Genomic DNA, 21,272 nt, shown 5'->3' with positions numbered 1-21,272 from the left:
TACATAGTTTAAGTTTTTTTGCTAGATTTGCTTTTCAAATTCAATCATGGGATGATCGAGGTGGATTCATGAAGAAGTTAGGGTTTGTAATGGTGTTGATAGTCTTCTTGCTGGCGTTTCCGAAGAGCGGCGAGGCCAGTTCTTCAAGTGCGACCATATTTCTTGACGGGGAACCATTGAATTTGTCTTCGGGCGTCCAGGTCGCCAACATGAAGGGCAATGTGATGATTCCGATACGCGTGGTATCCGAGAATCTCGGTTTCAAGGTGGGCTGGGAGAAGGCCAGCCAAACCGTAACCGTTGAAAACAGCGAGAAGACGGTCCGCATGGTGGTCGGCAGCCAGCAGGCCGAGCTGAACGGGGCCCAGGTCGATCTGAATTTGGCGCCTGTCTTGAATGGACCGACCACGCTTGTGCCCCTCCGTTTTGTAAGCGAGCAGATGGGGCTTGACGTGAAATGGGACAACCAATCGAAGGCGGTGTACCTTTCAAGCGCCGCGCTGCCTACAACCGGAGCCGAGATTGATCCAGGTGAAGGAACCAATCCGGGCAGTCAGACGCCTCCGCCTGCGGAATCTGGAAATAAGGGTTCATTGACGGGGCTCAGCTTTAGCGATAACCGTCTCATGATTGCAACGGAAGGCGCTGTGACGCCGAAAGTGTTCAGCATGACGGGGCCTGACCGGATTGTTATCGATCTTCCGGACACCGTCTACTCTGCTTCATTCCTAAGCGGACATGCCGTGAACGCGCAGAACGGCGGCAGTATGGAAGCTGCGGATTATTCCGACGTTACGAATATTCGATATGCCGTGTTCAGCGACAACCCGCCAACCGTGCGTATCGTATTGGATTTGACTGGACCTAAGGATTTTGCGGTGACCCAGGAATCGGGCATCATCATCGTTGATCTGAACGCAGAGGGCGAAATTCTCGTACCGCCGGTGCCGCCGGTTACCGGGAATGGCAAGAAAACGGTTGTCATTGATCCCGGTCACGGTGGTATCAAGCCGGGGTCGATCAGCCTTACGGGAAAAACGGAGAAATCATTTAATTTGGATATTTCCCTTAAGGTTGAAGCACTGCTCAAAAAAGAAAAGAATATCAATGTAGTGATGACTCGCAGCGACGATTCACATCTTGAGCTCAGCGATCGCGTGAAAATCGCAAATAATTTAAAAGCAGATATTTTCGTGTCTATTCATGGAAACAGCAACGCGTCCAGCAGTCCCAGCGGTACGGAAACGTATTATACGAGAGATTCCAGCAAGTCATTGGCGGATGTGATCCATAAACATCTTGCAAAAGCGACAGGTCTCAAAGATCGTGGAGTTAAATACGGTAGCCTTCATGTTACGAGGGAAACGACGATGCCGGCTGTCCTGCTCGAGATTGGCTTTTTGAGCAACAAGGGTGACGAAGCCCAGTTGTTTAAAGACGATTTCCAAAATCGTGTTGCACAAGGTATTGTAGAGGGTATTAAAGAATATCTTAAAGTACAATAATGTGTACAAGATTTGATGTAACTTAGAGGGGGACACAAGCCATGAACAAAAAATATTGGATGACCGGATTGCTGGCGCTTCTGCTTGCATTTAGTGCCGGCTGCGGACAGAAGCCGACTGCGGCCCCCGCCGAGACGGGCCCGGATACTGAAGCTGGACAAGTACAGACGCCGCAGGACGAACCGGGCGATGACAAGGCGGCGGATGATCAGAAGCAGGGCGAAGCCGAAGCAACTACCGTGAACGCGAGCGAAGGAACAAGCACGCCGCCGGAGAAAACATCCGCTGGAAGTACGGGTACGCCAGTCGATACGAAGGACGTGAACGCTGCGGAGGATCAAGCGAAGAAAGCGAATATTAAACTCTATTATACGGACCCGGAGATCATGGATTTGAAAGAAGCCAGCAAAGAGATCACGTACTCGGGCGAAGAGGATAAATATAAGAAAGCTTTTGAAGGTCTTCAAAAGAGCGGAGATGCAGAATTGAATCCATTATGGTCGGATAAAATCACGCTGAAATCACTTAAGTTCGACAACGGAGCATTGACGCTGGATATCACCAAGCCGGCAGAGGCGAATCTTGGAGCTGGAGGGGAAATGTTTGCGATTGATGCCTTGCAAAAAACGTTCTTCCAGTTCGATGAAGTGAAGTCCTTGGAATTGCTTGTAGACGGTAATCAGATTGAGAGTTTAATGGGGCATGTTGAGCTGGAGCATCCTATGACTCGAAAATAGAACAAAGGAACTAATTCTGAATTTCATATGAAGGACTAAACACCTATTTCGCTTGTCGAAATAGGTGTTTTTTTGGTAAATAGGGAACAATTTCGCAACTTTCAGTGAGTCTAAGCGTCTATAGGTTGTCAGGTAATGTCGGACAGGCCGAGTGCAGAAACGCCAATCTATGGCAAAATAATAGGATGGTAGGGGTGAAGGATGAAGAAGTTCGGTTTTTTAATGTTTCTCGTTGTCATCATGATTGCGTTTCCTAAAATGGCGGATGCGAGTTCGTACAGCGCAAGGATTTACCTGGATGGTCAACAAATCAATCTGTCATCTGGCGTGAAGGTGGAGAACAACAACGGTACCGTCATGGTCCCGATCCGCGTCATTTCCGAAAATCTCGGTTTTAACGTGAATTGGAACAAGGCAGCGAAGACGGTAACGGTTGAAGACGCCTGGCAAAAAGTGACGATGGTGATTGGAAGTCAGTATGCCGACATAAACGGTCAGCGTGTTCTAATGACGAAGGCGCCTGTTCTTCGAGGCGGAACGACCCTCGTTCCGATTCGCTTTGTAAGTGAGCAAATGGGCCTTCAAGTAAGATGGGATAACACGCAGAAGGCAGTCTATCTTACCTCGTCTTACGATGGCAGTAACCCTGGCGAAGAACCCGGCGTCGCTACGTCGACCGTGGACGGCCTCAGCTTCAGCGAAAACAGGCTGATGGTCGCCGTTACGGGCAATGCGAAGCCAAAGGTATCGAAGCTCAGCAGTCCGGACCGTATCGTCATTGATATGGCGAACACGAATTTCTCCGAGACGTTCAGCAGCAACGCCGATTTCGATGACGTGACGAAGAGCGGCCAGATGACGGTGTCGGGTTACCCGGACGTCAAAGCCGTCCGTTACTCCCTGTATAACAGCAACCCGATGACCGTGCGGATCGTCATTGATCTGAACTATGCCAAGAACTACACCGTATCAGGCCTTGAGAACGGATCGGGCCTGTTCATTGTGGATCTCAACACGACCTCTAACCCTGCGCCGGAACCCGGTACGGGCGGAAAGAAACTCGTGGTCATTGATGCGGGTCATGGAGATCATGATCCGGGAGCGATCGGGGTAACGAAGAAGAGGGAGAAGGATTTCAACCTCGCGATGGCGCTGAAAGTTGAGAAGTTGTTGGCCAAAGAAAAAAATATCGAAGTCGTTTTGACTCGCAGTAACGATACTTTCCTCGAGCTGAAGGATCGCGCGAAGATTGCGAATGATCTGAAGGCTGATGTTTTCATATCGATACATGCTAATAGCGGCCCATCCACTGCAAGCGGAACCGAAACGTATTATTACAATGAATCTGACAAAGCGCTGGCGAATGCCCTTCATAAAGAAATCGTGAAGGCCATGGGTTTAAAAGACCGCGGAGTGAGATACGGCAACTTCCATGTTATTCGCGAGACCAAGATGCCTGGCGCCCTGCTGGAAGTCGGGTTCCTGAGCAACAAGACCGATGAGAGCAAGCTGTTTGATCCGGCAACGCAGGATCGGGTAGCCGAGGCAATTGTCAGAGGCATCAAAAATTATTTGAAGGTTGATTAACGATACGACAGTGATCGTGATTGCAGGAGGTGGCTATTTTGAATAAAAAAATTTGGGCAGTCGGACTTTTGGCAGCCGTTATGCTGATTGGTGCCGGTTGCGGACAGAAACCCGGAGCAGCACCGGACGATACGCCGGAGCAAGTGACACCTGCACCTGATGATCAGACAGGACAGAGCAATGGGGGAACATCGAACGGTTCGGGGGGCACGTCAACAGGGAACGGCGGCAATGAAGCGACAGCGCCGGAATCCAAAACGGAGAGCATTAAAGCTTACTATACGGACCCGGATTTGATGGAGCTGGTTGAAGGCTCGGCAGAGATCTCGTATAAGGAAGATCAGGAAAAATACGAAGCCGCATATCAAGCATTGCGAAAGAGCGATAAGGCCGACATGGTTCCCCTATGGGAGAAAATCGAGCTGAATTCGTTGAAATTCGAGAACGGCGCTCTGACGCTCGACGTGACGGTCCCTGACGAAGCCAACTTGGGTGCAGGCGGCGAGTCGTTTGCCGTCGATGCCATCAAGAAAACGTTCTTCCAGTTTGACGAAGTAAAATCACTTCAAATTCTGGTCGATGGTCAGCAGACCGAATCGTTGATGGGGCATGTCGATTTAGAAAATCCAATGACTCGGTAATGATGGTTGAAGGAGATCACGATCTGCTGTCGAATATTAGTATATGATGAAGCAGTAGTAATTGAGAGGGGAAAGAAAATGGTACTTAGACACAGCAAACATGTTCATTCCAAAAAAGTGGTCTCCGCCGTCATGGCCGGACTTATAGCATTCGGAGGCGGAGCTTCGATCGTCTCGGCAGATGAAGAAGCAGCAAATGCGACAACGGCAAATGCACCCCAAACGGCCATTAACGTATTCAGCGACGTGAATGCCGGTTATTGGGGAGAAAAGTACATTTATCAATTAGCAGCACAGGGGATCGTGACCGGGAATAACGGAAAGTTTCGTCCGAACGATCCTGTAACGCAGCAGGAAGCTGTGACGATGGCGATCCGGTTCTTAAGCATGCAGGATCAATTAAGCAGAGGCGCTGCGACATTACCGACAAATGTTAAAGTGAACGATTATTTTACGAAGTATGTTGAACTGGCTTTTCAGCAAAACCTGCTCGACAAGCAAAAAGAATCCGGATACACGGACGAGAAAGTCATCTGGGGCGCGCAGAAAGCATCCCGGGAATGGATAACCGAAGTGCTTGTCCGTTCCATTGGACGTACCGCGGAGGCCAATGCCGCCAAAAATAAAGCGACAGGCTTTGCGGACAACGCCAAGATATCCCCGGATCGTTTGGGATACGTTAATGTGGCGGTTGAGCTGGGCCTTGCCAAAGGTGTGAACGGAAACAAATTCGATCCGCAAGGGGCGGTTACCCGTGCCCAGCTTGCAACGTTCTTCAGCCGGGCTCAAGCGTACATTACCACGAATTACGAGAATCAGTACAAAGGCTCCATCGCTTCGATTGAGAACGGCAAGCTGGAGCTGTATGCCGACGGCAAGCTGAACTCATTCAAGCTGGATTCTTCCACGGCTTATTTTGCGTCCGATTCGGAGAAAAGATTGCAGTTTTCAGACATCAATCCTTACACGCAAGCGGTGGTCGTCGCGAATAACGGAACCGCTGCTTACGTGGAAATTACGGATCCAACCCAGCAGGTGGAGCGGTTTGACCGCACCTATGCCCGTTTGTCTCCGAACAACGTGATTTGGCTTGATACAGGCAGTACATTTGAAGAGCTGAGTTACGAGCCAAGCACGGTTTTCCTGGACCAGAACGGTATCCAAATCGATCCGAAGACGCTTGCTGCAGGCAGCTTGCTTACCATTGAGCGCGAAACCTACAGCCCGCAGAAAAAAATCGTGTCGATCCGCGTGAAGAGCGGCTTGGTGAACAAGACGGGAGCGGGCGTCGTCCAAAACGTGGACACGGCGAACAAAAGAGTAACCCTTAAGGACAGCACCGGTTATGAGGACACGTACACGTGGGACGATGCTACCGTCATTCGCTATCAGAATCAAATTCTGTCACCGGCGGAGCTGAAGAATGGTTATGCCGTGAATTTCACGGTAAAAAACAGCATTCTTCAATCGGTGGAGGTCACGCAAAGCGTCGACCGCACGATACAGGCGATGCTGTATTCTGTTGAAGAGAACGGAAAAACCATCACGTATAAGCGCAGCGGAAGCACGCAGCTCGAAACGAAGTTTCTGGCAGAGAAGCCGGAAATTATTATGAGTGGCGTGGCGAAGCCCGTTTTGTCCGATTTGCTCGCTGACGCCGTGTCCGGCGATCAAGTGACGCTGACCATCAATGGCGAGGAAAAAATCACGAAGATCGAAGTAACGGGCCGTCAAATGGAACAGCTGGATGCCGTCACCATCGTCAATTACGATGCGAAGACGCACTGGCTGACCGTCAAGGATGCTAACAATCAGCCTCGCGTCGTCATCCTGGACGATAAGACGAAGCTGGAATCGAGCAACGGAACAACGCTGGATAAAGTGGAGCCGCTGCTCGGAGCAGGACGCAAGGTCAGCGTATCGCTCATTGGCACCCGTGCGCTTTCACTGGAAGTGGTTTATAAAGTTGAAGGTAAAATCAGCAGTATTAACACAGCCAAGAAAGTGATATCGATTGTGGCCGCCAACGGAAAAGTGGAGGAAATTCCATACAACAGCACGCTGCTTGTAGAAATCTTCGGCAAATCGAACGCTTCCCTGGCGGATGTGCGTGTCGGCGACGAGGTTACGGCGCAGCTGTCGACCAACCAGGATTACTTGCAGAGCCTGAAACTCAAGACATCCGCGCAGTTCGAGGTCGTATTCACCGAACCAGCTAAAAACCGCATTCGAGTGAAAGCGAATGGCGCTACAAGCGACATTTACACGGACAAAGCAACATTGACCGGCGATAGCGGACAAGCAATCCTGCTTGCAGACCTGCGTCCCGGAACTCTCGTTAATATTACACTTCAAGGCTTAACGGCTGTTTCGGTTGCGGAAGTCAAATTGACGCTTGGCGAAGTCACCAGCTTGGATGCTTCGGGCAATGTATTGACCGTGAAGGATCATTCGGGCAACAGCCAGACCCTAGGCGTAAGCGGCGGCGTCAAGGTCGTCAAGAATGGTTCGACGGCTTCGAACTTAAGCACGTTGACGCAGGGAGATCGCGTAGAGATTCGAAAAGACATTCAAGGCGTAACGATCATCCAAGTCCTGGAGAAGATCGAGCGTGCGTTCTGGCAGGCGAACAACACCGAAATTCAAGTGAAACGCAAATCGATTAACGATAATTACCGATTTACGTTATCCGATAAAGTATTTGTTCATCAAGGTGACACGACTTTGTCCGTGCAATCCCTTAAGGAAAATGATAATATTGTACTGTACTTAAACAACGGTGTCGTTGTTGAGATCGTAAAACAGTAAATTATCGACCTGGGATTGCTCGAGAAACACCGTCTTGATGCGGGGATTTCCGCATCAAGATTTTTTTTTGCGGGAGGGAAATCATATGAATGCGGCAACGGTGCGGCATATTTTGGACACGATGGAGAGCATGTTTCCGGATGCACATTGCGAACTGAATCACAGCAATGCGTTTGAGCTGACCATCGCCGTGCTGCTGTCCGCCCAGTGCACGGATGAAACGGTAAATAAAGTAACAAAGGATCTGTTTCAGAAATACAAAACGCCTTTGGATTACGTATCGGTACCGATCGAGGAGCTTGAGCAGGATATCAGACGGATCGGGTTATACCGGAACAAGGCCAAACATATTCAGAACTTGTGCAGGATTCTGATCGAACAGTATGGCGGGGAAGTACCGGAGGCTCATGACGAGCTGGTCAAATTGCCCGGGGTTGGACGCAAGACGGCCAATGTCGTCGTATCCAACGCCTTTGGCGTGCCTGCCATTGCGGTGGATACGCATGTGGAGCGGGTATCCAAACGGCTTGGACTGGCTGCTTGGAAAGATTCCGTGCTGGAAGTGGAGAAAAAGCTGATGAAGCGGGTGCCGCGTGAAGAATGGACGATGACGCATCATCGGATCATTTTTTTCGGAAGGTACCACTGTAAAGCTCAAAATCCGCAATGCCCGGTATGCCCGCTGCTGGATGTTTGCCGCGAAGGAAAGAAACGTATGAAAACCTTAGCAGTCAGGAAGAATAAGGAACAACCGTAACACCAGCTAGAAACAGACAAAAAAAGAAACAGTTCATCTGATTCGGGAGAACACCGAACTTTGACAGCCGGCGAATGGGCATCATTGCAAGCAAGCCAGCGCGCTTGCCTTTGTCTCCGGATTTCTATTTCGGCCGCATGGGCGAATGGAAATCTGGAAACAACTGTGACCGAATAGAAATGCCGGATATTCGCAAGGTGAAAAAGGAATGCACCCCGGATCAGCAGGAGCTAAATTTAAAAGAGGATGGGATTACACATGAAATGCATCTCTGTTTACACCGACAATTTTGAATTGTTCTCGGATATTTTTGAACATGTGGTGGAGAGCCAGAACCAACTGAGCGAGAATGAAGAGCAGGAAGTGGAAGGCGTGACGTTCAGCCACTCCGGGGATGCTCCCGAGCATTATTTGGAGCGTATGTCTCAGAAGCCGGAAGTGGTCGTGATGCGCGATAAGTCTCGCGGTTTAACCATTTTGCAGCACGGAAACGTGTTCGAAATTTTGATTCCGGCAGAAGAGAACACCGTCGTATCTTAAGTTCTTCAAATTTGATGTTTTAAAAAATGAGATGTTGAACCCATGGCAGGCAAGGAAGCGATTCTTCCTTGGCCTGCCATTTTGCATAGAGCGGGACAAACGGCGGATCATGAAATGATTCCTTTACGGCGCAAGCGGTGATAAAATAAAATGATGTGAACAGATGGTGTCAGAGATGGAGAGATCAATGGACAGGAGCGAGAAATGACATTGAAGTTGATGACTGATGAAATCGGATACAGCATGACGGAACTAAATAGAGTCCGGGACCGTTTTTTGGACTGGAATGACGAGTCTTCCTCCGCATTGACCGAGGATTTGATACGCAAGGGTACTGGCGGCGAGCTCACGCTTGCCTTCTGCGGTCATTTTTCAGCTGGGAAGTCAAGCATGATCAATGCGCTTTGCGGCAAAAAGGTGCTGCCCTCGGGTCCGGTGCCGACGAGTGCCAATGTGGTCACGATTCGAAGCGGCGAGCCCCAGGCATTGATTCACCGGACTGTCGCGGACCATGGGGAGCCTATCAAGGTAACGATCGACGAACTTGCGGAATACTGCAAGGAGGGCCGGGAGTATTCCGCGATTGAAGTGTGGGATGACGTGCCGCTGCTTGGCGCGGACGGAGTATTGATGGATACCCCCGGCGTCGACTCAACCGACGACGGGCATCGGCTAGCGACCCATTCCGCTCTGCATATGGCGGATATCGTGTTTTACGTCATGGATTACAATCATGTGCAGTCGGAGAGTAATCTGATGTTTGCCAAGAGCCTGTCGGATTGGGGGAAGCCGCTATATTTGATCGTGAATCAGATCGACAAGCATCGTGATGACGAGTTGACGCTGTCCTCTTACCTGAACGACGTCAAGAAGGCGTTCGCCCAGTGGAAGATCACGTACAAAGGGTTGTTATGCACCTCGCTTAAAGTGCAGGACCATCCCTATAACCAATGGGAGACGCTGAAGTCTTTGATCGGCGAACTGATATCCCGGAAGGAGCCGCTGCTGCGCCATAGCGTTTCCTGCTCCATTCGTCATGCTGCGGATCAGCATGTGGAAGCCTATACCCGCAGTCATCAGGAGGAGAAGGAACGGCTGCTGGAGGAAATGGGCGGCGAGGAGGCCGCAGCGGCGCTGCAAGCGCGCTTGCAGGATCTGGAAGAACAAAAGAGAACCGTAGCGGGGCTGCCGGAATCGGTTCGCGCAGAACTCCGCAAGGAAGCCGATAAGCTGCTGGCCAATGCCAATCTAACGCCGGCGGATGTTCGGGATTTAAGCCTGTCTTTCCTGGAGAGCCGGAAATCCGGCTTTAAGGTCGGGTTCCTCTTCTCGGGCGGCAAGACGGAGGAAGAGCGCCGTCGCCGTCTGGAGGCCTTCCATCATCGTTTGGAGGAACAGACCTCTTCGCAGGTCGACTGGCATATGCGTTCGCTGTTCCGCAATAGCGTCGAGCAGCATGCGGAATGGAATGCCGAATGGGAACGTTTGATGGACGCCGAACTTCCGGGCGTGCGGGAGGAAATGATTACGCGAACCGTGAATCCGGAAGCCACGGTGTCGGGCGAATATGTATTGAACTATAACCGGGAGCTGGCCGAGGAAATCAAGGGCAGCTACCGCATGGCCGTGTTGGTGCTTGCCGACCGGCTGAAGGCGGCATTGACGGACGCTGCGGCCGTCCGTCTGCAGGAGCTGGAGCGCCAGGGCGCCGAGCTCCTGGCGCAATCCGCGGCTTCCGCCAGCTACGCAGCCCTGCAGCAGGCGGAAGCCGCCCGCGCGGCCGAGCTGGCCGAGCTGCTCCCGCCGCGCACCTCCCTCACCCCCGGCCTCCTGCCGGAGGTGAGGGAGCCGGAGGGGCAGCCCGCGCATGCGGCTGCCCAGGGCGGCGCCCCGGCGGCGCAGCCGGGGCAAGGGCGCACGGCGCCCCGGGCCGCCGCTGCGCAGGCGGCACCGCAGCGGCGCCAGCGGCTTGAGGCCGCGGCAGCCGAGCTGCGCGCAGCGGCGGCGCTGCTGGCGCCGCACCCCGCGCTGGCGTCGGCCGCGCGGGATCTGACCGCCCGCGCGGATGCGCTTGCGGGCGGCTCGTTCACCCTGGCGCTGTTCGGAGCGTTCAGCGCCGGAAAGTCCTCCTTCGCCAATGCACTGCTTGGCGAGTCGGTCCTGCCGGTATCGCCGCATCCGACAACGGCGGCGGTGAACCGCATATTGGCACCGGCTGAAGGAAGATCACATGGTACCGCAGACGTGCGTATGAAGAGCCGCGAGATGTGGTGGGACGATTTGAAGTATTCCTTCGGCGTGCTGGGTCTCCAAGAACCGAATCCGGCCAATTGGCGGAGCGTGGCCGAAGGTTTGAATCCGGCCGGAATTCACCCGGCAGGCCTGCCGCATTACGGGTTCCTAAAGGCCGCCGCCTCCGGCTGGGATGAGATGGAGTCCAGGCTCGGCACCACGGAAACGGTAGAATTGGCCGAATATCGGGGATACGTGGCGGACGAAACCAAATCCTGCTTTGTCGACGGGATCGATCTGTATTACAGCTGTCCGATGACGGAGCAAGGGATCGTGCTGGTGGATACGCCGGGAGCGGATTCCCTGCATGCCCGGCACACCGGCGTCACCTTCAACTATATTAAGAATGCGGATGCGATTGTTTACGTAACGTATTACAACCATGCGTTCTCCAAAGCGGACCGGCAATTCCTGTCCCAGCTGGGCCGGGTCAAAGACAGCTTTGCCTTGGATAAAATGTTCTTTATCGTCAATGCGGCTGATCTAGCTCAGTCCGAAGACGAGCTGAATGAGGTGGTGAAGCATGTGCGCACCAATCTTACAGCCAGCGGCGTAGGCAGCCCGCATATCTTCCCCGTCTCCAGTCTGGCTGCGCTGGACAATAAGCGGCAAGGGGACGAGGAGAAATTGCAGGCATCGGGATTCCCTGTTTTCGAAGAAGCGCTGGGCCGATTTGCGGTGGAAGAGCTGCCAAGGCTGTCCCAGCGTGCCGGTTATGATGAGATCGCTTCTGTGAGGGACCGTATCCGGGGGTGGGCAGAAATGGCCGCTCAGGATGAGACCACGCGCAAGCGGAAAATCGGGGAGCTGGAAGAGGTGCAAAACCAAGCCATGGCCCGCCTTAACGCTTTGGCGGAGCAGGAAATGGCACGCGACATCGGTCAAGAAAGCAGCGAGCTGCTGTTTCACGTGCGGCAGCGGCTGGATTATGCCATGAACCGTTTCTTCCAGGAGTCGTTTAATCCTTCCGTGCTTCGGGAGGATGCAGGGCATTTGAAATCGGCATTTGCGGCTTGCGGACGTGATTTGATGCGAACGATGTCCGTAGAGCTGGATCAGGAACTATGGGCCACCACGCTTCGTTTGGAGACGGCCGGCCGCAAATTAACCGAAGCCGCGGCATTTAAGGCCGCAGCCGATATCAACGGCATGGCCGAGGGCCTGTCACTGGCCATACGCCGGGATCCGGACTGGGCACCGCCGGAGCTGGACGAAACGGAGCTGCAAATCCAAGGCGATTGGTTAACCTTCTGGTCGACCTTTAAGAATCCCAAGCATTTCTTTGAGGGCGGCGGAAGTTCCAAGCTGCGCGAAGCGGCTGAGCCGAAAGTGAAGGAAGCCGTTGCGGGTGTGGTCGGCCTGCGGGAAGAGCAGCTGACGGACCACTATGTTCGAATGAGCGAACGTTCACTGCAGCATCATGTATCCGCATTGGAGGAACAGCTGAAGGAATCCATGGCTGCCATACTGGGTTCGCTGCAGGACGGCCAGTCTCCGTTGATGTGGCGTCAGCTGGCGGATGATTTGGAAGCCATGATAAAGTCAGCGCAGTAAAGACGGAACATTCCCGTCTAGCATGAAGCAAGAGTTGCAATAGAATAGCAGCCTGGTGCGAACTTCATGAATGAACGCCAATCACATGTTGAACCCTTGAAAGACGTCCCATATGCCATCCGTGGCGGGGCGTCTTTCGTCCTATTATTATCGATGGACCGCTCTCCTGATGAAAGCGGCATAGGACGATATGGCATATTTTTATCCGCTGCAGCGAACGTGAATAGGATGAAACCAGCTTAGGATATTACCCTTTTTCAAGCATGTTCAAAAAAGTCGAAAATAGCGGATAAAGCCTAACGGTTGAAGGGACTGACAATGTGATTATATCCCCTAGTAATGATGAGAATTCCCGATGATTTCATCATGAAACAATGATAAGTTATACTATTTGCCCCCTTTAGGTCCTTTTGGCTCATTTATGACGTTTTTCTCTCTTTGCCGCGGGTTCGGGTCGATGATAAACTTCATAAATGCTACATAACCTGAACGTAAAAAATCCAAAGGAGGATAAACATGAATGTTCTCAGGCAACTGCAGGGCTTCTTTTGGGAGAAACGAAGTTATCTTTTTCTTTCCATTCTGTGTCTGGCGATTGCAACCGCTTTAGGTCTTGTCTATCCGCAGCTGTTAAAAGTGCTGATTGACGATGCAATCAAGCTGGAGAATTACGGCATCGTACCGCAGCTGGCACTCACCGTGCTGGGCGTGGTCATCCTTAAAGCTTTCATGCAGTTTTTGCATGGATTCTTTGGAGGGAGGCTGGGGAATTACCTGGCTTACTCGTTGCGAAACGCCTGCTATGAAAAGTTGCAATTTCTATCGTTCCGCTATTACGACACGGCTCGGACAGGGGATTTGATGTCGCGGCTGACGGGGGATTTGGAAGCAATCCGGATGTTTATCGGCTTCGGTTTTGCCCAACTCCTCAACCTCGTACTGATGGTGACTTTCGGTTCCATCATGATGTTCACCATCAGCTGGAAATTGACGCTGGTTACTTTGGTAGCGATGCCATTTCTGGTGTTCGCAGCTCTGAAATTCGAGTCCAAGATCCATCCGGCGTTCCAGGAGATGCGCCTGGCGCTCAGCTCGCTGACTACCGCGGTGCAGGAGAATATTACGGGTGTTCGTACCGTTAAATCCTTTGCTCGCGAGCCTCACGAAGTGGAGAAATTCTCCGAACGGAATGAGCGTTACAAAACCAATCAGATATTCGCCTCTTCCCTGTGGGCCCGTTATTTCCCGATGATGGAGCTCTTTGCGAATGTCAGCGTCGTCATTTTGCTTGCCGTCGGGGGCGCCATGGTTATCCAAGGTTCCATGACGGTAGGGGAGCTGGCAGCATTCTTCACCTTAATTTGGTACATAATCGGACCTCTTTGGGGGATCGGGTTCCACATTAACAACTATACGCAGTCGAAGGCTTCGGGTGAACGGGTGCTGGAGCTGTTGAATCAGCCCATTGATGTCGAAGACCGTGAGCGTGCGGTAGATTTGGTGCCAAGCCAGGTGAAGGGTCATGTCGTGTTCGACAATGTCACCTTTGCTTACGGCAACAAGATGGCTGCTGTCAAAGATATCAATCTGGATGCTCGTCCCGGCTCCGTGATCGGTTTGCTGGGGGGAACAGGTTCAGGGAAGTCAACCATTATCCAGCTCTTGATGCATGCCTATAACGTGAATCAGGGCAGCATCAAATTAGACGGCGTGAACATCAACGATATTAAGGTCCGGAGTCTGCGCAGCCAGATTGCAACGGTCTTCCAAGAGACTTTCCTGTTCTCGTCCAGCATCCGCAACAATATTTCTTACGGGATGAAGGACGTCAGCATGGATGAAATCATTCGGGTAGCCAAGCTGGCCAAGGCACATGACTTCATTATGGAAATGAAGGATGGCTACGATACCATTGTCGGTGAACGGGGGATGGGTCTTTCCGGCGGACAGAAGCAGCGGATCGCGATTGCCCGTGCCCTTCTGAAGGACCCGAAAATCCTGATCCTGGATGATGCCACCAGCGCAGTGGACATGGAAACAGAGCATGAAATCCAATCCGGTTTCCAGGAAGTCATGAACGGCAGAACGACCTTTATTATCGCTCACCGTATTTCTTCCTTGCGTCATGCGGATGAAATTCTCGTTCTGGATGAAGGTAGAGTCGTGCAGCGCGGCAAGCATAACGATTTGATTGCGGTGCCGGGACCTTACCAGGATGTGTACAAAATACAATATGCGGACCTGATTGCAAAGCAAGCTCAAGCAGGAGGTACGCCAGGGCAGGTGCAAGCATGAACGCCAACGTAAATACTGAACCGCATCAGAAACAAAAGATTCCGAGGCCGCGGAAGCCTTCGGAAGAAACCAATGAACGTTTTGTATACAAGGACGACGATGCGATCGAGAAGCCGTTTAACTGGACGCAGCTGACGCGTCTGATCTCGTATATGAAACCATATGCCAAACAGATTCTCCCGTTGATCGGCCTCATGATGATTATCGGCACGATTACGAAGCTTGCCATTCCATTCCTGACGAGTTTGGCTATCGACCAGGCCATTGACCCGAAGGAAGGAAATCCGAGCCTGACCCTGCTGTATCAGATTACGATCGCCGTTCTGGCGATGTATATCATTCAATGGGTTGCCGGGATATTCCGGATCAAGTTTACGAATATCATTGGTCAGCGGGTTATCTATGACCTTCGAGCAGATTTGTTCCAGCATATACAGCGCCTATCCTTTAATTTCTTTGACAAGCGTCCGGCGGGATCCGTGCTGGTTCGCGTTACGAACGATGTCAACTCCCTGCAGGATTTGTTTACGAACGGGGTTGTCAATCTGATCATCGACTGCGTGCAGCTTGTCGGTATCGTAGTCATCCTGCTATTAATTAACTGGAAGCTTGGTCTAGCTGTTATCGTTACCGTTCCGATCATGTTCTTTATCTCTACGAAACTCCGTGTGCGCATCCGGCGTGCATGGCAGGAAGTACGGATCCGGAACTCGCGGATTAACTCCCACTTGAACGAATCCATTCAGGGAATCCGCGTTACCCAAGCTTATACGCAAGAAGAAGAAAATATGAAATTTTTTGATAACATGAACCTGGACAGCAAAAAGTCCTGGGATAGGGCGTCGGCCATGAACCAAGGGTTTGGGCCTCTTATCGAGATTACCGGGGGGTTCGGTTCCCTGATCTTGTTCTGGCTTGGGGCCGTATTGATTCAGCAAGGCGAGCTCACGATCGGTCTGTTGATTGCCTTTACCCAATATGTCGGGAACTTCTGGGAGCCGATCAATCGGCTCGGCCAAATGTATAACCAGCTGCTTGTCGCGATGGCATCGTCCGAACGTATCTTTGAATTCATAGACGAGAAGCCGAGCATCGATGATCAGCCTGGCGCGAAGAAATTGCCGACCATTAAAGGGGACATCAAGCTGGAGAATGTGGTGTTTGAATACGAAAAAGGACGCCAGGCTCTAAAAGGCATCAATCTGGACGTGAAGGCAGGCCAGTCGATTGCGTTGGTCGGTCATACCGGATCAGGCAAAAGTACCATCATTAATTTGCTCAGCCGCTTTTATGATATTACGGACGGTAAGTTAACCATCGACGGGTACGATATTCAATCGGTGACGGTAGAAAGCCTCAGGAATCAGATCGGCATCGTGCTGCAGGATACCTTTATATTCTCGGGTACGATTCGGGATAATATCCGCTTTGGCCGTCTGGATGCGACCAATGAGGAGATTGAAGACGTGGCCAAGGCTGTGGGCGCCCATGAGTTTATAGTCCAGATGCCGGGCGGCTACGATACCGAGGTCGAGGAACGCGGTAACATGCTGTCCATGGGGCAGCGGCAGCTGCTATCCTTTGCGAGGGCGCTCCTTGCCGACCCGCGGATTTTGATTCTGGATGAAGCAACGGCAAGTATCGATACCGAGACGGAATTAAAAATCCAGAGTGCCCTTAAAGTGCTGCTTCAGGGACGTACCTCCTTCATCGTGGCGCACCGTTTATCAACGATCCGCCATGCCGATCATATCGTCGTGCTGGATCACGGGAAGATCATCGAAGAAGGAAATCACGACCAGCTTATGCAGAAGCAGGGGACATATCATGGGCTGATTGAAGCACAATACCGATTTTTGTAAAAACGGCTTAACAAAGGTTTAACAAAACGGACACAAATGTAAAAAAAATGTCGCTTGATACTTGCAATCTTCTTCATAAACTTACAAAATAGAAGTAGAGTTTACTCAGAATTCATAGAAGAAGGGAAGCATGAGGGTATAATGAGCATCGAAAGCGTAATTTCTGCGCCTGCACTGCTGATTCGAAACTTTGAGAAGAATGATTTGGAAGCTGTCACATCCTTGATGCGAGAACTGAATTATCCGACCACGCTCAACGTCATGCGTGAACGGATGGAGTCCATGAACGACAACCCGTTATACGGCAACCTGGTTGCCGAGGTTGATGGAGACGTCGTCGGCATGATCATGCTTCGTCAAGTCAAATCCTTCACTATGACCGAACCGGTCACTCAAATTACTTCGGTTATTGTAACCTCAAGCTACCGCGGCCAAGGAATTGGCAAACGACTGATTCGCGGTGCAGAGACATGGGGAAGACAGCATGGTAGCCACCTCTTGTTTCTCACAAGCGGCAACCGGGAAGAACTTGCTCCCGCACATGCATTTTATGAACATATTGGATTTGAAAAGGCTGGTTACCAGTTCAGCAAAAAGCTGTAGCCTGGGCCTTTTCATTAACCCACCCCGTTTTCGGGGTGGGTTTTTTCTTGTTATGACCTAGATTCTATGGAAGTTTAGAAGATTTTACTGCTTATCACAGATACAAGGAAGTCATTCGATCAGGACCGGTATTGGTTTCTGGGGCCCTGAGCATAAAGTAGGAATTCAAGGACTCCTTTCCAACAATTGTAGGATTGCCGAAGGTATCAAATGTGTTACAATGTGTTCGTACCTGATTACAAAAATGTAACCAATGCCTGACCGCCCCACACCCAACTAGTTCAACATCTTAGAACGGCGGTCAAGCAAACTCTACAACTATGAGCATAGGAGATGAGTATTCATGAACAACCATTGGATAAAGAAAATCGCAGGCGGCAGTATCGCGGCTGTATTGGCTGTTGGCATCATGCTGCCGACAACGGCTTCGGCTGCACCTGCTGATAGCAATAATTATGTAAACTGGCAACAGAAGATCCAGAAATTCCTGGAGAGCCAAGGCTTGGAGTCGCAGTTTAAATGGGTGGTCGTCCAACAACCGCAAACGGAAAAACCTCAGGCGGACAAGCCTGCAGAGACGCCTCAAACAAGCAAGCCTGAGACCAGCAAACCGGAAGCAAGCAAACCGGAAGCCAGCAAACCAGAAGCAAGCAAACCGGAAGCAAGCAAGCCTGTGAGCAAGCCGTCTACGACTCCGTCCCAGCCTTCCGAATCTGCGGGCACAACGGAGCAATCGAATTTTGCTTCCGAAGTTGTCAACTTGGTGAACCAAGAGCGTTCGAAAGCTGGCCTGAAGCCGCTCACGGTACATGCCAAGCTGACAACGGTAGCACTGGACAAAGCGAAGGACATGAGCAATAACAATTATTTCAGCCACACTTCGCCAACGCACGGCTCTCCATTCGACATGATGAAGGCTTACGGCATTTCTTACGGCTATGCCGGCGAGAATATCGCTAAAGGGCAACGCACGCCGCAGGAAGTCATGAACTCTTGGATGAACAGCCAAGGTCACCGCGAAAATATCCTGTCTCCTAATTTCACCATGATCGGTGTGGGATATTACAACGGATACTGGGTTCAGGAATTCATCAGCCAATAAGCACGGATCTTGTTTTACATGATAGGGCTGCCCCGGGCGCGCAGAAAACTGCGTCCGGGGCAGTCTTCTTTGCGTGTTTTGATTTGCAAATTTTTTATAGAAGTCTTAAGGTAATGTACATGAGGATTTTTGTAGGGGGAATGTCATGAAGTCATCTGCATGGATATGGCGTATCACGGCCTCCGTGTCGATTATCGTAGCGATTGTGCTTATATTCGGTTTCGTGTATGCGTTTAAGGATATTAATGATCCTCAAGGGCAGCCCTTGCTCACCGGCGGCGAATCCGCCGCGCCAGGCCAAGAGACTGCGCCGCCGAAGCCGGAACGGGCTCCGTCGGAAGCGGTGCTGCCAAATGATCTGAAAGTGACGGCGATCGGAGACTCGCTTGCCAAGGGAACGGGGGACAGTACCGGGGGCGGTTTTGTCCGCCGAAGCGTCGAACAATTGAACGGCGATGGACGAACGGCCAGCCTGCTGGCCAATCTGGCAATAAACGGAATGACCACCGAGGGACTTCTCCCTAAGCTGGACGACAAGGGAATACAGTATGCCTTGAAGGAAGCCAACGTCATTATGCTGTCTATCGGGGGCAATGATATCTTTCAAGGAAGCGGGCTGATGGAGGGGGCCGCGGATGCCGGCGAGCTGGAGCTCGATCCAGCCATGCTGATGGGCGCATTGCCGCAGGCCTCCGAACGCTTGCAGACAATTCTTGAGAAGATTCGGGATATTAATCCGAATGCCCGAATTGTTTATATCGGCTTGTATCATCCCTTTTCCGATTTGGAAGAATTGCTGATACCCGGCAATGTCGTGGTCTCAGCATGGAATCATGCGGTCATGGAGCTCGTAAACCGGGATCCCAATATGACGCTTGTCCCTACATTCGATCTGTTTCAGCATAAGCTCGGCGAGTATCTGTCCACGGACCATTTCCATCCGAACGGGGCAGGATATCAGGCCATCGCGGATCGAATAGTAGAAGGTATGCTGTAGCATGAAGAGGATGTCAGGTGGGGAGATGGAATTCGATGAATGAACAAGCGCAGGAAATCGTACTATCCGTCCAGCATGTAAAAAAGAAAATCGGTCGAAAATGGATTATACATGATGTGTCGTTCGATGTGCGCTCGGGCGAAATATTCGGGTTCCTGGGGCCGAACGGGGCAGGAAAAACAACCACGATCCGAATGCTTGTGGATTTGATCAAGCCGTCATCCGGCAGGATCGAGGTCTGCGGTTACGATGTGAACCGCCAGCAGGAGCAGGCGCTGCGCTATATTGGATCCATCGTGGAGAATCCGGAGATGTATTCGTATTTGACCGGCTGGGAAAATCTCGAGCATTTTGCGAGAATGCAGCCCGGCATTGACGATCAGCGGATACAGGAAGTTGTGGATACGGTCAGGCTTGATCGAAGAATCCATGACAAGGTCAGCACTTATTCACTTGGCATGCGGCAGCGTTTGGGGATCGCCCAGGCCTTGCTCGGCAGGCCGAAGCTGCTTATTCTGGACGAGCCGACGAACGGTCTTGACCCGAAGGGAATCAAAGAAATGCGGCAGTTCATCCATCAGTTGGCCGAGGAGGGATTGGCCGTATTTGTTTCCAGCCATCTGCTGAGCGAAATCCAGCTGTTATGCGATCGGGTAGCCATCATCAGCAGCGGAAGGGTGCTTGCGGTAGGCGAGGTCGATGAATTGATTGCCGGCAGCAGCGATCATGTCATCTGGGATCTGAATCCCGCCGTGCAGGGCAAACGAATTCTGCAGAAGCTGGATTATTGCGAGATCGTGGACCGCCCGGAGGATGTGCTTGACGATAATGTACTGGCAGGCATGTCACCGGATGCCGTTGTGACCCGAATGCATGCTGCACATGCATCAAGGGCTGTGGAAAGGCTGGTTGGCGCCGGCGTGCAGGTCCGGGAGGTTCATCGGATCAATCCTACGCTGGAGCAGCTGTTCCTGCAGATGACGGAGGGTGAGAGCATTGAGTAACCTGTTGCCCCTGATCAAGAACGAATGCATCAAAATTATCAAGCGTAAGCGGTTTTATGTGGTTCTTCTGGTTCTCCTCGTCCTAGTGCCTATGTTTACATACGCCCAGATGAAGTCCGCAGAACGGAGCCGGGAGAAGTTTAACAGCGACTGGCGGCTTGAGCTTCAGCAGCGGATCACGGATAATGAAAATTCGCTTAGCAGTGACCGGGTGCCGGATGAATGGAAACGATATCGGCAAATCTTTATTCAGCAGATGCAGTATTATTTGCAGCATGATGTGAATCCTAATCAACCAAACGGGGTAACGTTCACGCGGGAATTTCTGAACAATGCGATATCCTTGTTTATTCCGCTGCTCATCATGGCCATTGCTTCGGATATCGTTTCCGGAGAGCGGACGACCGGCACCATTAAGATGCTCCTGACAAGGCCGGTAAAGCGCTGGAAAGTGCTGCTGAGCAAACTGGTAGCCTTGATTATGTTCACGTCGCTCATTGTCGTTTCCACCTTTGTCATCGCTTACCTGATCTCGGGTCTCGCTTTCGGCTACAAAGGGTTTGACATCCCGGTATTCACGGGTTTCCAAATTGTCGGGTCAGACGTGGATATGTCCGGCGTTCATGCGGTGCCCCAATGGAAGTATTTGCTGATGCAGGGCGGTTTGGTCTGGTTTGTCGGCGTATGCGTCGGCATGCTGGCTTTTATGGTATCCGTCCTGGTTCGAAGCACGGCGGCCAGCATCGTCATTATGATGGCGGCATTGATCGCCGGAAATATTCTGACGAATATGGCGTCGGCATGGAGCAGCGCGAAATATTTGTTCATGGTAAACCTGAATTTGACCAGTTATTTGGCGGGCAATTTGCCGCCGATCGAGGGCATGACCTTGAATTTTTCCCTTGCCGTATTAGCCATTTGGGCGATTTGTGCGGTTATTGTTGCATTCAGTGTCTTTACGAGAAGGGATATCTTGAATTAAAATGGA

At 51.6% G+C, this 21,272-nt stretch carries 15 protein-coding genes; all 15 read left to right on the top strand.

Translation table 11 applies throughout. From position 1 onward, the window contains the following. Positions 1 to 68 precede the first annotated feature (68 nt). A complete protein-coding gene (locus tag JNUCC32_RS13995) occupies positions 69 to 1,505 on the top strand; it encodes an N-acetylmuramoyl-L-alanine amidase family protein (RefSeq protein WP_192572447.1) in 1,437 nt (478 codons plus the stop codon). Between the two features lie 41 nt (positions 1,506 to 1,546). Further along, a complete protein-coding gene (locus tag JNUCC32_RS13990) occupies positions 1,547 to 2,242 on the top strand; it encodes a GerMN domain-containing protein (RefSeq protein ID WP_096773316.1) in 696 nt (231 codons plus the stop codon). A gap of 201 nt (positions 2,243 to 2,443) precedes the next feature. After that, the gene (locus JNUCC32_RS13985) at positions 2,444 to 3,829 is read left to right on the top strand and encodes an N-acetylmuramoyl-L-alanine amidase family protein (protein WP_096773317.1); all 1,386 of its coding nucleotides are present in this window, start codon (positions 2,444 to 2,446) and stop codon (positions 3,827 to 3,829) included. A 38-nt stretch (positions 3,830 to 3,867) separates the two neighbouring features. Further along, positions 3,868 to 4,470 (top strand): GerMN domain-containing protein, encoded by a 603-nt coding sequence (locus tag JNUCC32_RS13980; RefSeq protein WP_192572446.1) that lies wholly within the window; start codon positions 3,868 to 3,870, stop codon positions 4,468 to 4,470. Positions 4,471 to 4,548: 78 nt separating this feature from the next. Then, positions 4,549 to 7,278 (top strand): S-layer homology domain-containing protein, encoded by a 2,730-nt coding sequence (locus JNUCC32_RS13975; protein WP_192572445.1) that lies wholly within the window; start codon positions 4,549 to 4,551, stop codon positions 7,276 to 7,278. 85 nt (positions 7,279 to 7,363) lie between these two features. Then, positions 7,364 to 8,035, top strand: coding sequence for an endonuclease III (nth, locus tag JNUCC32_RS13970; protein ID WP_009595169.1), 672 nt, complete (start codon positions 7,364 to 7,366; stop codon positions 8,033 to 8,035). A gap of 258 nt (positions 8,036 to 8,293) precedes the next feature. Continuing rightward, positions 8,294 to 8,575 carry a hypothetical protein gene (locus JNUCC32_RS13965; RefSeq protein WP_015734596.1) on the top strand — a complete coding sequence of 94 codons (282 nt, stop codon included), beginning with the start codon at positions 8,294 to 8,296 and terminating at the stop codon, positions 8,573 to 8,575. Between the two features lie 204 nt (positions 8,576 to 8,779). Continuing rightward, complete coding sequence (locus JNUCC32_RS13960) at positions 8,780 to 12,421, top strand: dynamin family protein (protein WP_192572444.1); 3,642 nt, start codon at positions 8,780 to 8,782, stop codon at positions 12,419 to 12,421. 516 nt (positions 12,422 to 12,937) lie between these two features. Then, the gene (locus JNUCC32_RS13955) at positions 12,938 to 14,716 is read left to right on the top strand and encodes an ABC transporter ATP-binding protein (protein WP_015734598.1); all 1,779 of its coding nucleotides are present in this window, start codon (positions 12,938 to 12,940) and stop codon (positions 14,714 to 14,716) included. Continuing rightward, positions 14,713 to 16,578 (top strand): ABC transporter ATP-binding protein, encoded by a 1,866-nt coding sequence (locus JNUCC32_RS13950; RefSeq protein WP_009591381.1) that lies wholly within the window; start codon positions 14,713 to 14,715, stop codon positions 16,576 to 16,578. The genes JNUCC32_RS13955 and JNUCC32_RS13950 overlap by 4 nt, the downstream gene beginning before the upstream one ends. 141 nt (positions 16,579 to 16,719) lie before the next feature. Then, on the top strand, positions 16,720 to 17,181 hold the full coding sequence (locus JNUCC32_RS13945) for a GNAT family N-acetyltransferase (RefSeq protein WP_009591358.1): 462 nt from the start codon (positions 16,720 to 16,722) through the stop codon (positions 17,179 to 17,181). A 343-nt stretch (positions 17,182 to 17,524) separates the two neighbouring features. Beyond that, a complete protein-coding gene (locus JNUCC32_RS13940; RefSeq protein WP_192572443.1) occupies positions 17,525 to 18,283 on the top strand; it encodes a CAP domain-containing protein in 759 nt (252 codons plus the stop codon). A 145-nt stretch (positions 18,284 to 18,428) separates the two neighbouring features. Beyond that, entirely contained in the window at positions 18,429 to 19,280 is an 852-nt protein-coding gene (locus tag JNUCC32_RS13935) for a GDSL-type esterase/lipase family protein (RefSeq protein ID WP_192572442.1), read from the top strand. Positions 19,281 to 19,315: 35 nt separating this feature from the next. Beyond that, positions 19,316 to 20,284 (top strand): ABC transporter ATP-binding protein, encoded by a 969-nt coding sequence (locus JNUCC32_RS13930; protein ID WP_192572441.1) that lies wholly within the window; start codon positions 19,316 to 19,318, stop codon positions 20,282 to 20,284. Beyond that, a complete protein-coding gene (locus JNUCC32_RS13925) occupies positions 20,277 to 21,266 on the top strand; it encodes an ABC transporter permease (protein WP_015734603.1) in 990 nt (329 codons plus the stop codon). The genes JNUCC32_RS13930 and JNUCC32_RS13925 overlap by 8 nt, the downstream gene beginning before the upstream one ends. Positions 21,267 to 21,272: the final 6 nt, after the last annotated feature.

This window comes from Paenibacillus sp. JNUCC32 (assembly GCF_014863545.1).
Classification (GTDB): domain Bacteria; phylum Bacillota; class Bacilli; order Paenibacillales; family Paenibacillaceae; genus Paenibacillus_AQ; species Paenibacillus_AQ lautus_A.
The sequence above is the reverse complement of the archived record's forward strand: the minus strand, read 5'-3'. Positions and strand labels throughout refer to the sequence as shown.

Bases quoted from the DNA above. Each gene is read 5' to 3' on its own strand.
- JNUCC32_RS13995 (WP_192572447.1), top strand. From the start codon at position 69: ATGAAGAAGTTAGGGTTTGTAATGGTGTTGATAGTCTTCTTGCTGGCG.
- JNUCC32_RS13990 (WP_096773316.1), top strand. From the start codon at position 1,547: ATGAACAAAAAATATTGGATGACCGGATTGCTGGCGCTTCTGCTTGCA.
- JNUCC32_RS13985 (WP_096773317.1), top strand. From the start codon at position 2,444: ATGAAGAAGTTCGGTTTTTTAATGTTTCTCGTTGTCATCATGATTGCG.
- JNUCC32_RS13975 (WP_192572445.1), top strand. From the start codon at position 4,549: ATGGTACTTAGACACAGCAAACATGTTCATTCCAAAAAAGTGGTCTCC.
- nth (WP_009595169.1), top strand. From the start codon at position 7,364: ATGAATGCGGCAACGGTGCGGCATATTTTGGACACGATGGAGAGCATG.
- JNUCC32_RS13965 (WP_015734596.1), top strand. From the start codon at position 8,294: ATGAAATGCATCTCTGTTTACACCGACAATTTTGAATTGTTCTCGGAT.
- JNUCC32_RS13960 (WP_192572444.1), top strand. From the start codon at position 8,780: ATGACATTGAAGTTGATGACTGATGAAATCGGATACAGCATGACGGAA.
- JNUCC32_RS13955 (WP_015734598.1), top strand. From the start codon at position 12,938: ATGAATGTTCTCAGGCAACTGCAGGGCTTCTTTTGGGAGAAACGAAGT.
- JNUCC32_RS13950 (WP_009591381.1), top strand. From the start codon at position 14,713: ATGAACGCCAACGTAAATACTGAACCGCATCAGAAACAAAAGATTCCG.
- JNUCC32_RS13945 (WP_009591358.1), top strand. From the start codon at position 16,720: ATGAGCATCGAAAGCGTAATTTCTGCGCCTGCACTGCTGATTCGAAAC.
- JNUCC32_RS13940 (WP_192572443.1), top strand. From the start codon at position 17,525: ATGAACAACCATTGGATAAAGAAAATCGCAGGCGGCAGTATCGCGGCT.
- JNUCC32_RS13935 (WP_192572442.1), top strand. From the start codon at position 18,429: ATGAAGTCATCTGCATGGATATGGCGTATCACGGCCTCCGTGTCGATT.
- JNUCC32_RS13930 (WP_192572441.1), top strand. From the start codon at position 19,316: ATGAATGAACAAGCGCAGGAAATCGTACTATCCGTCCAGCATGTAAAA.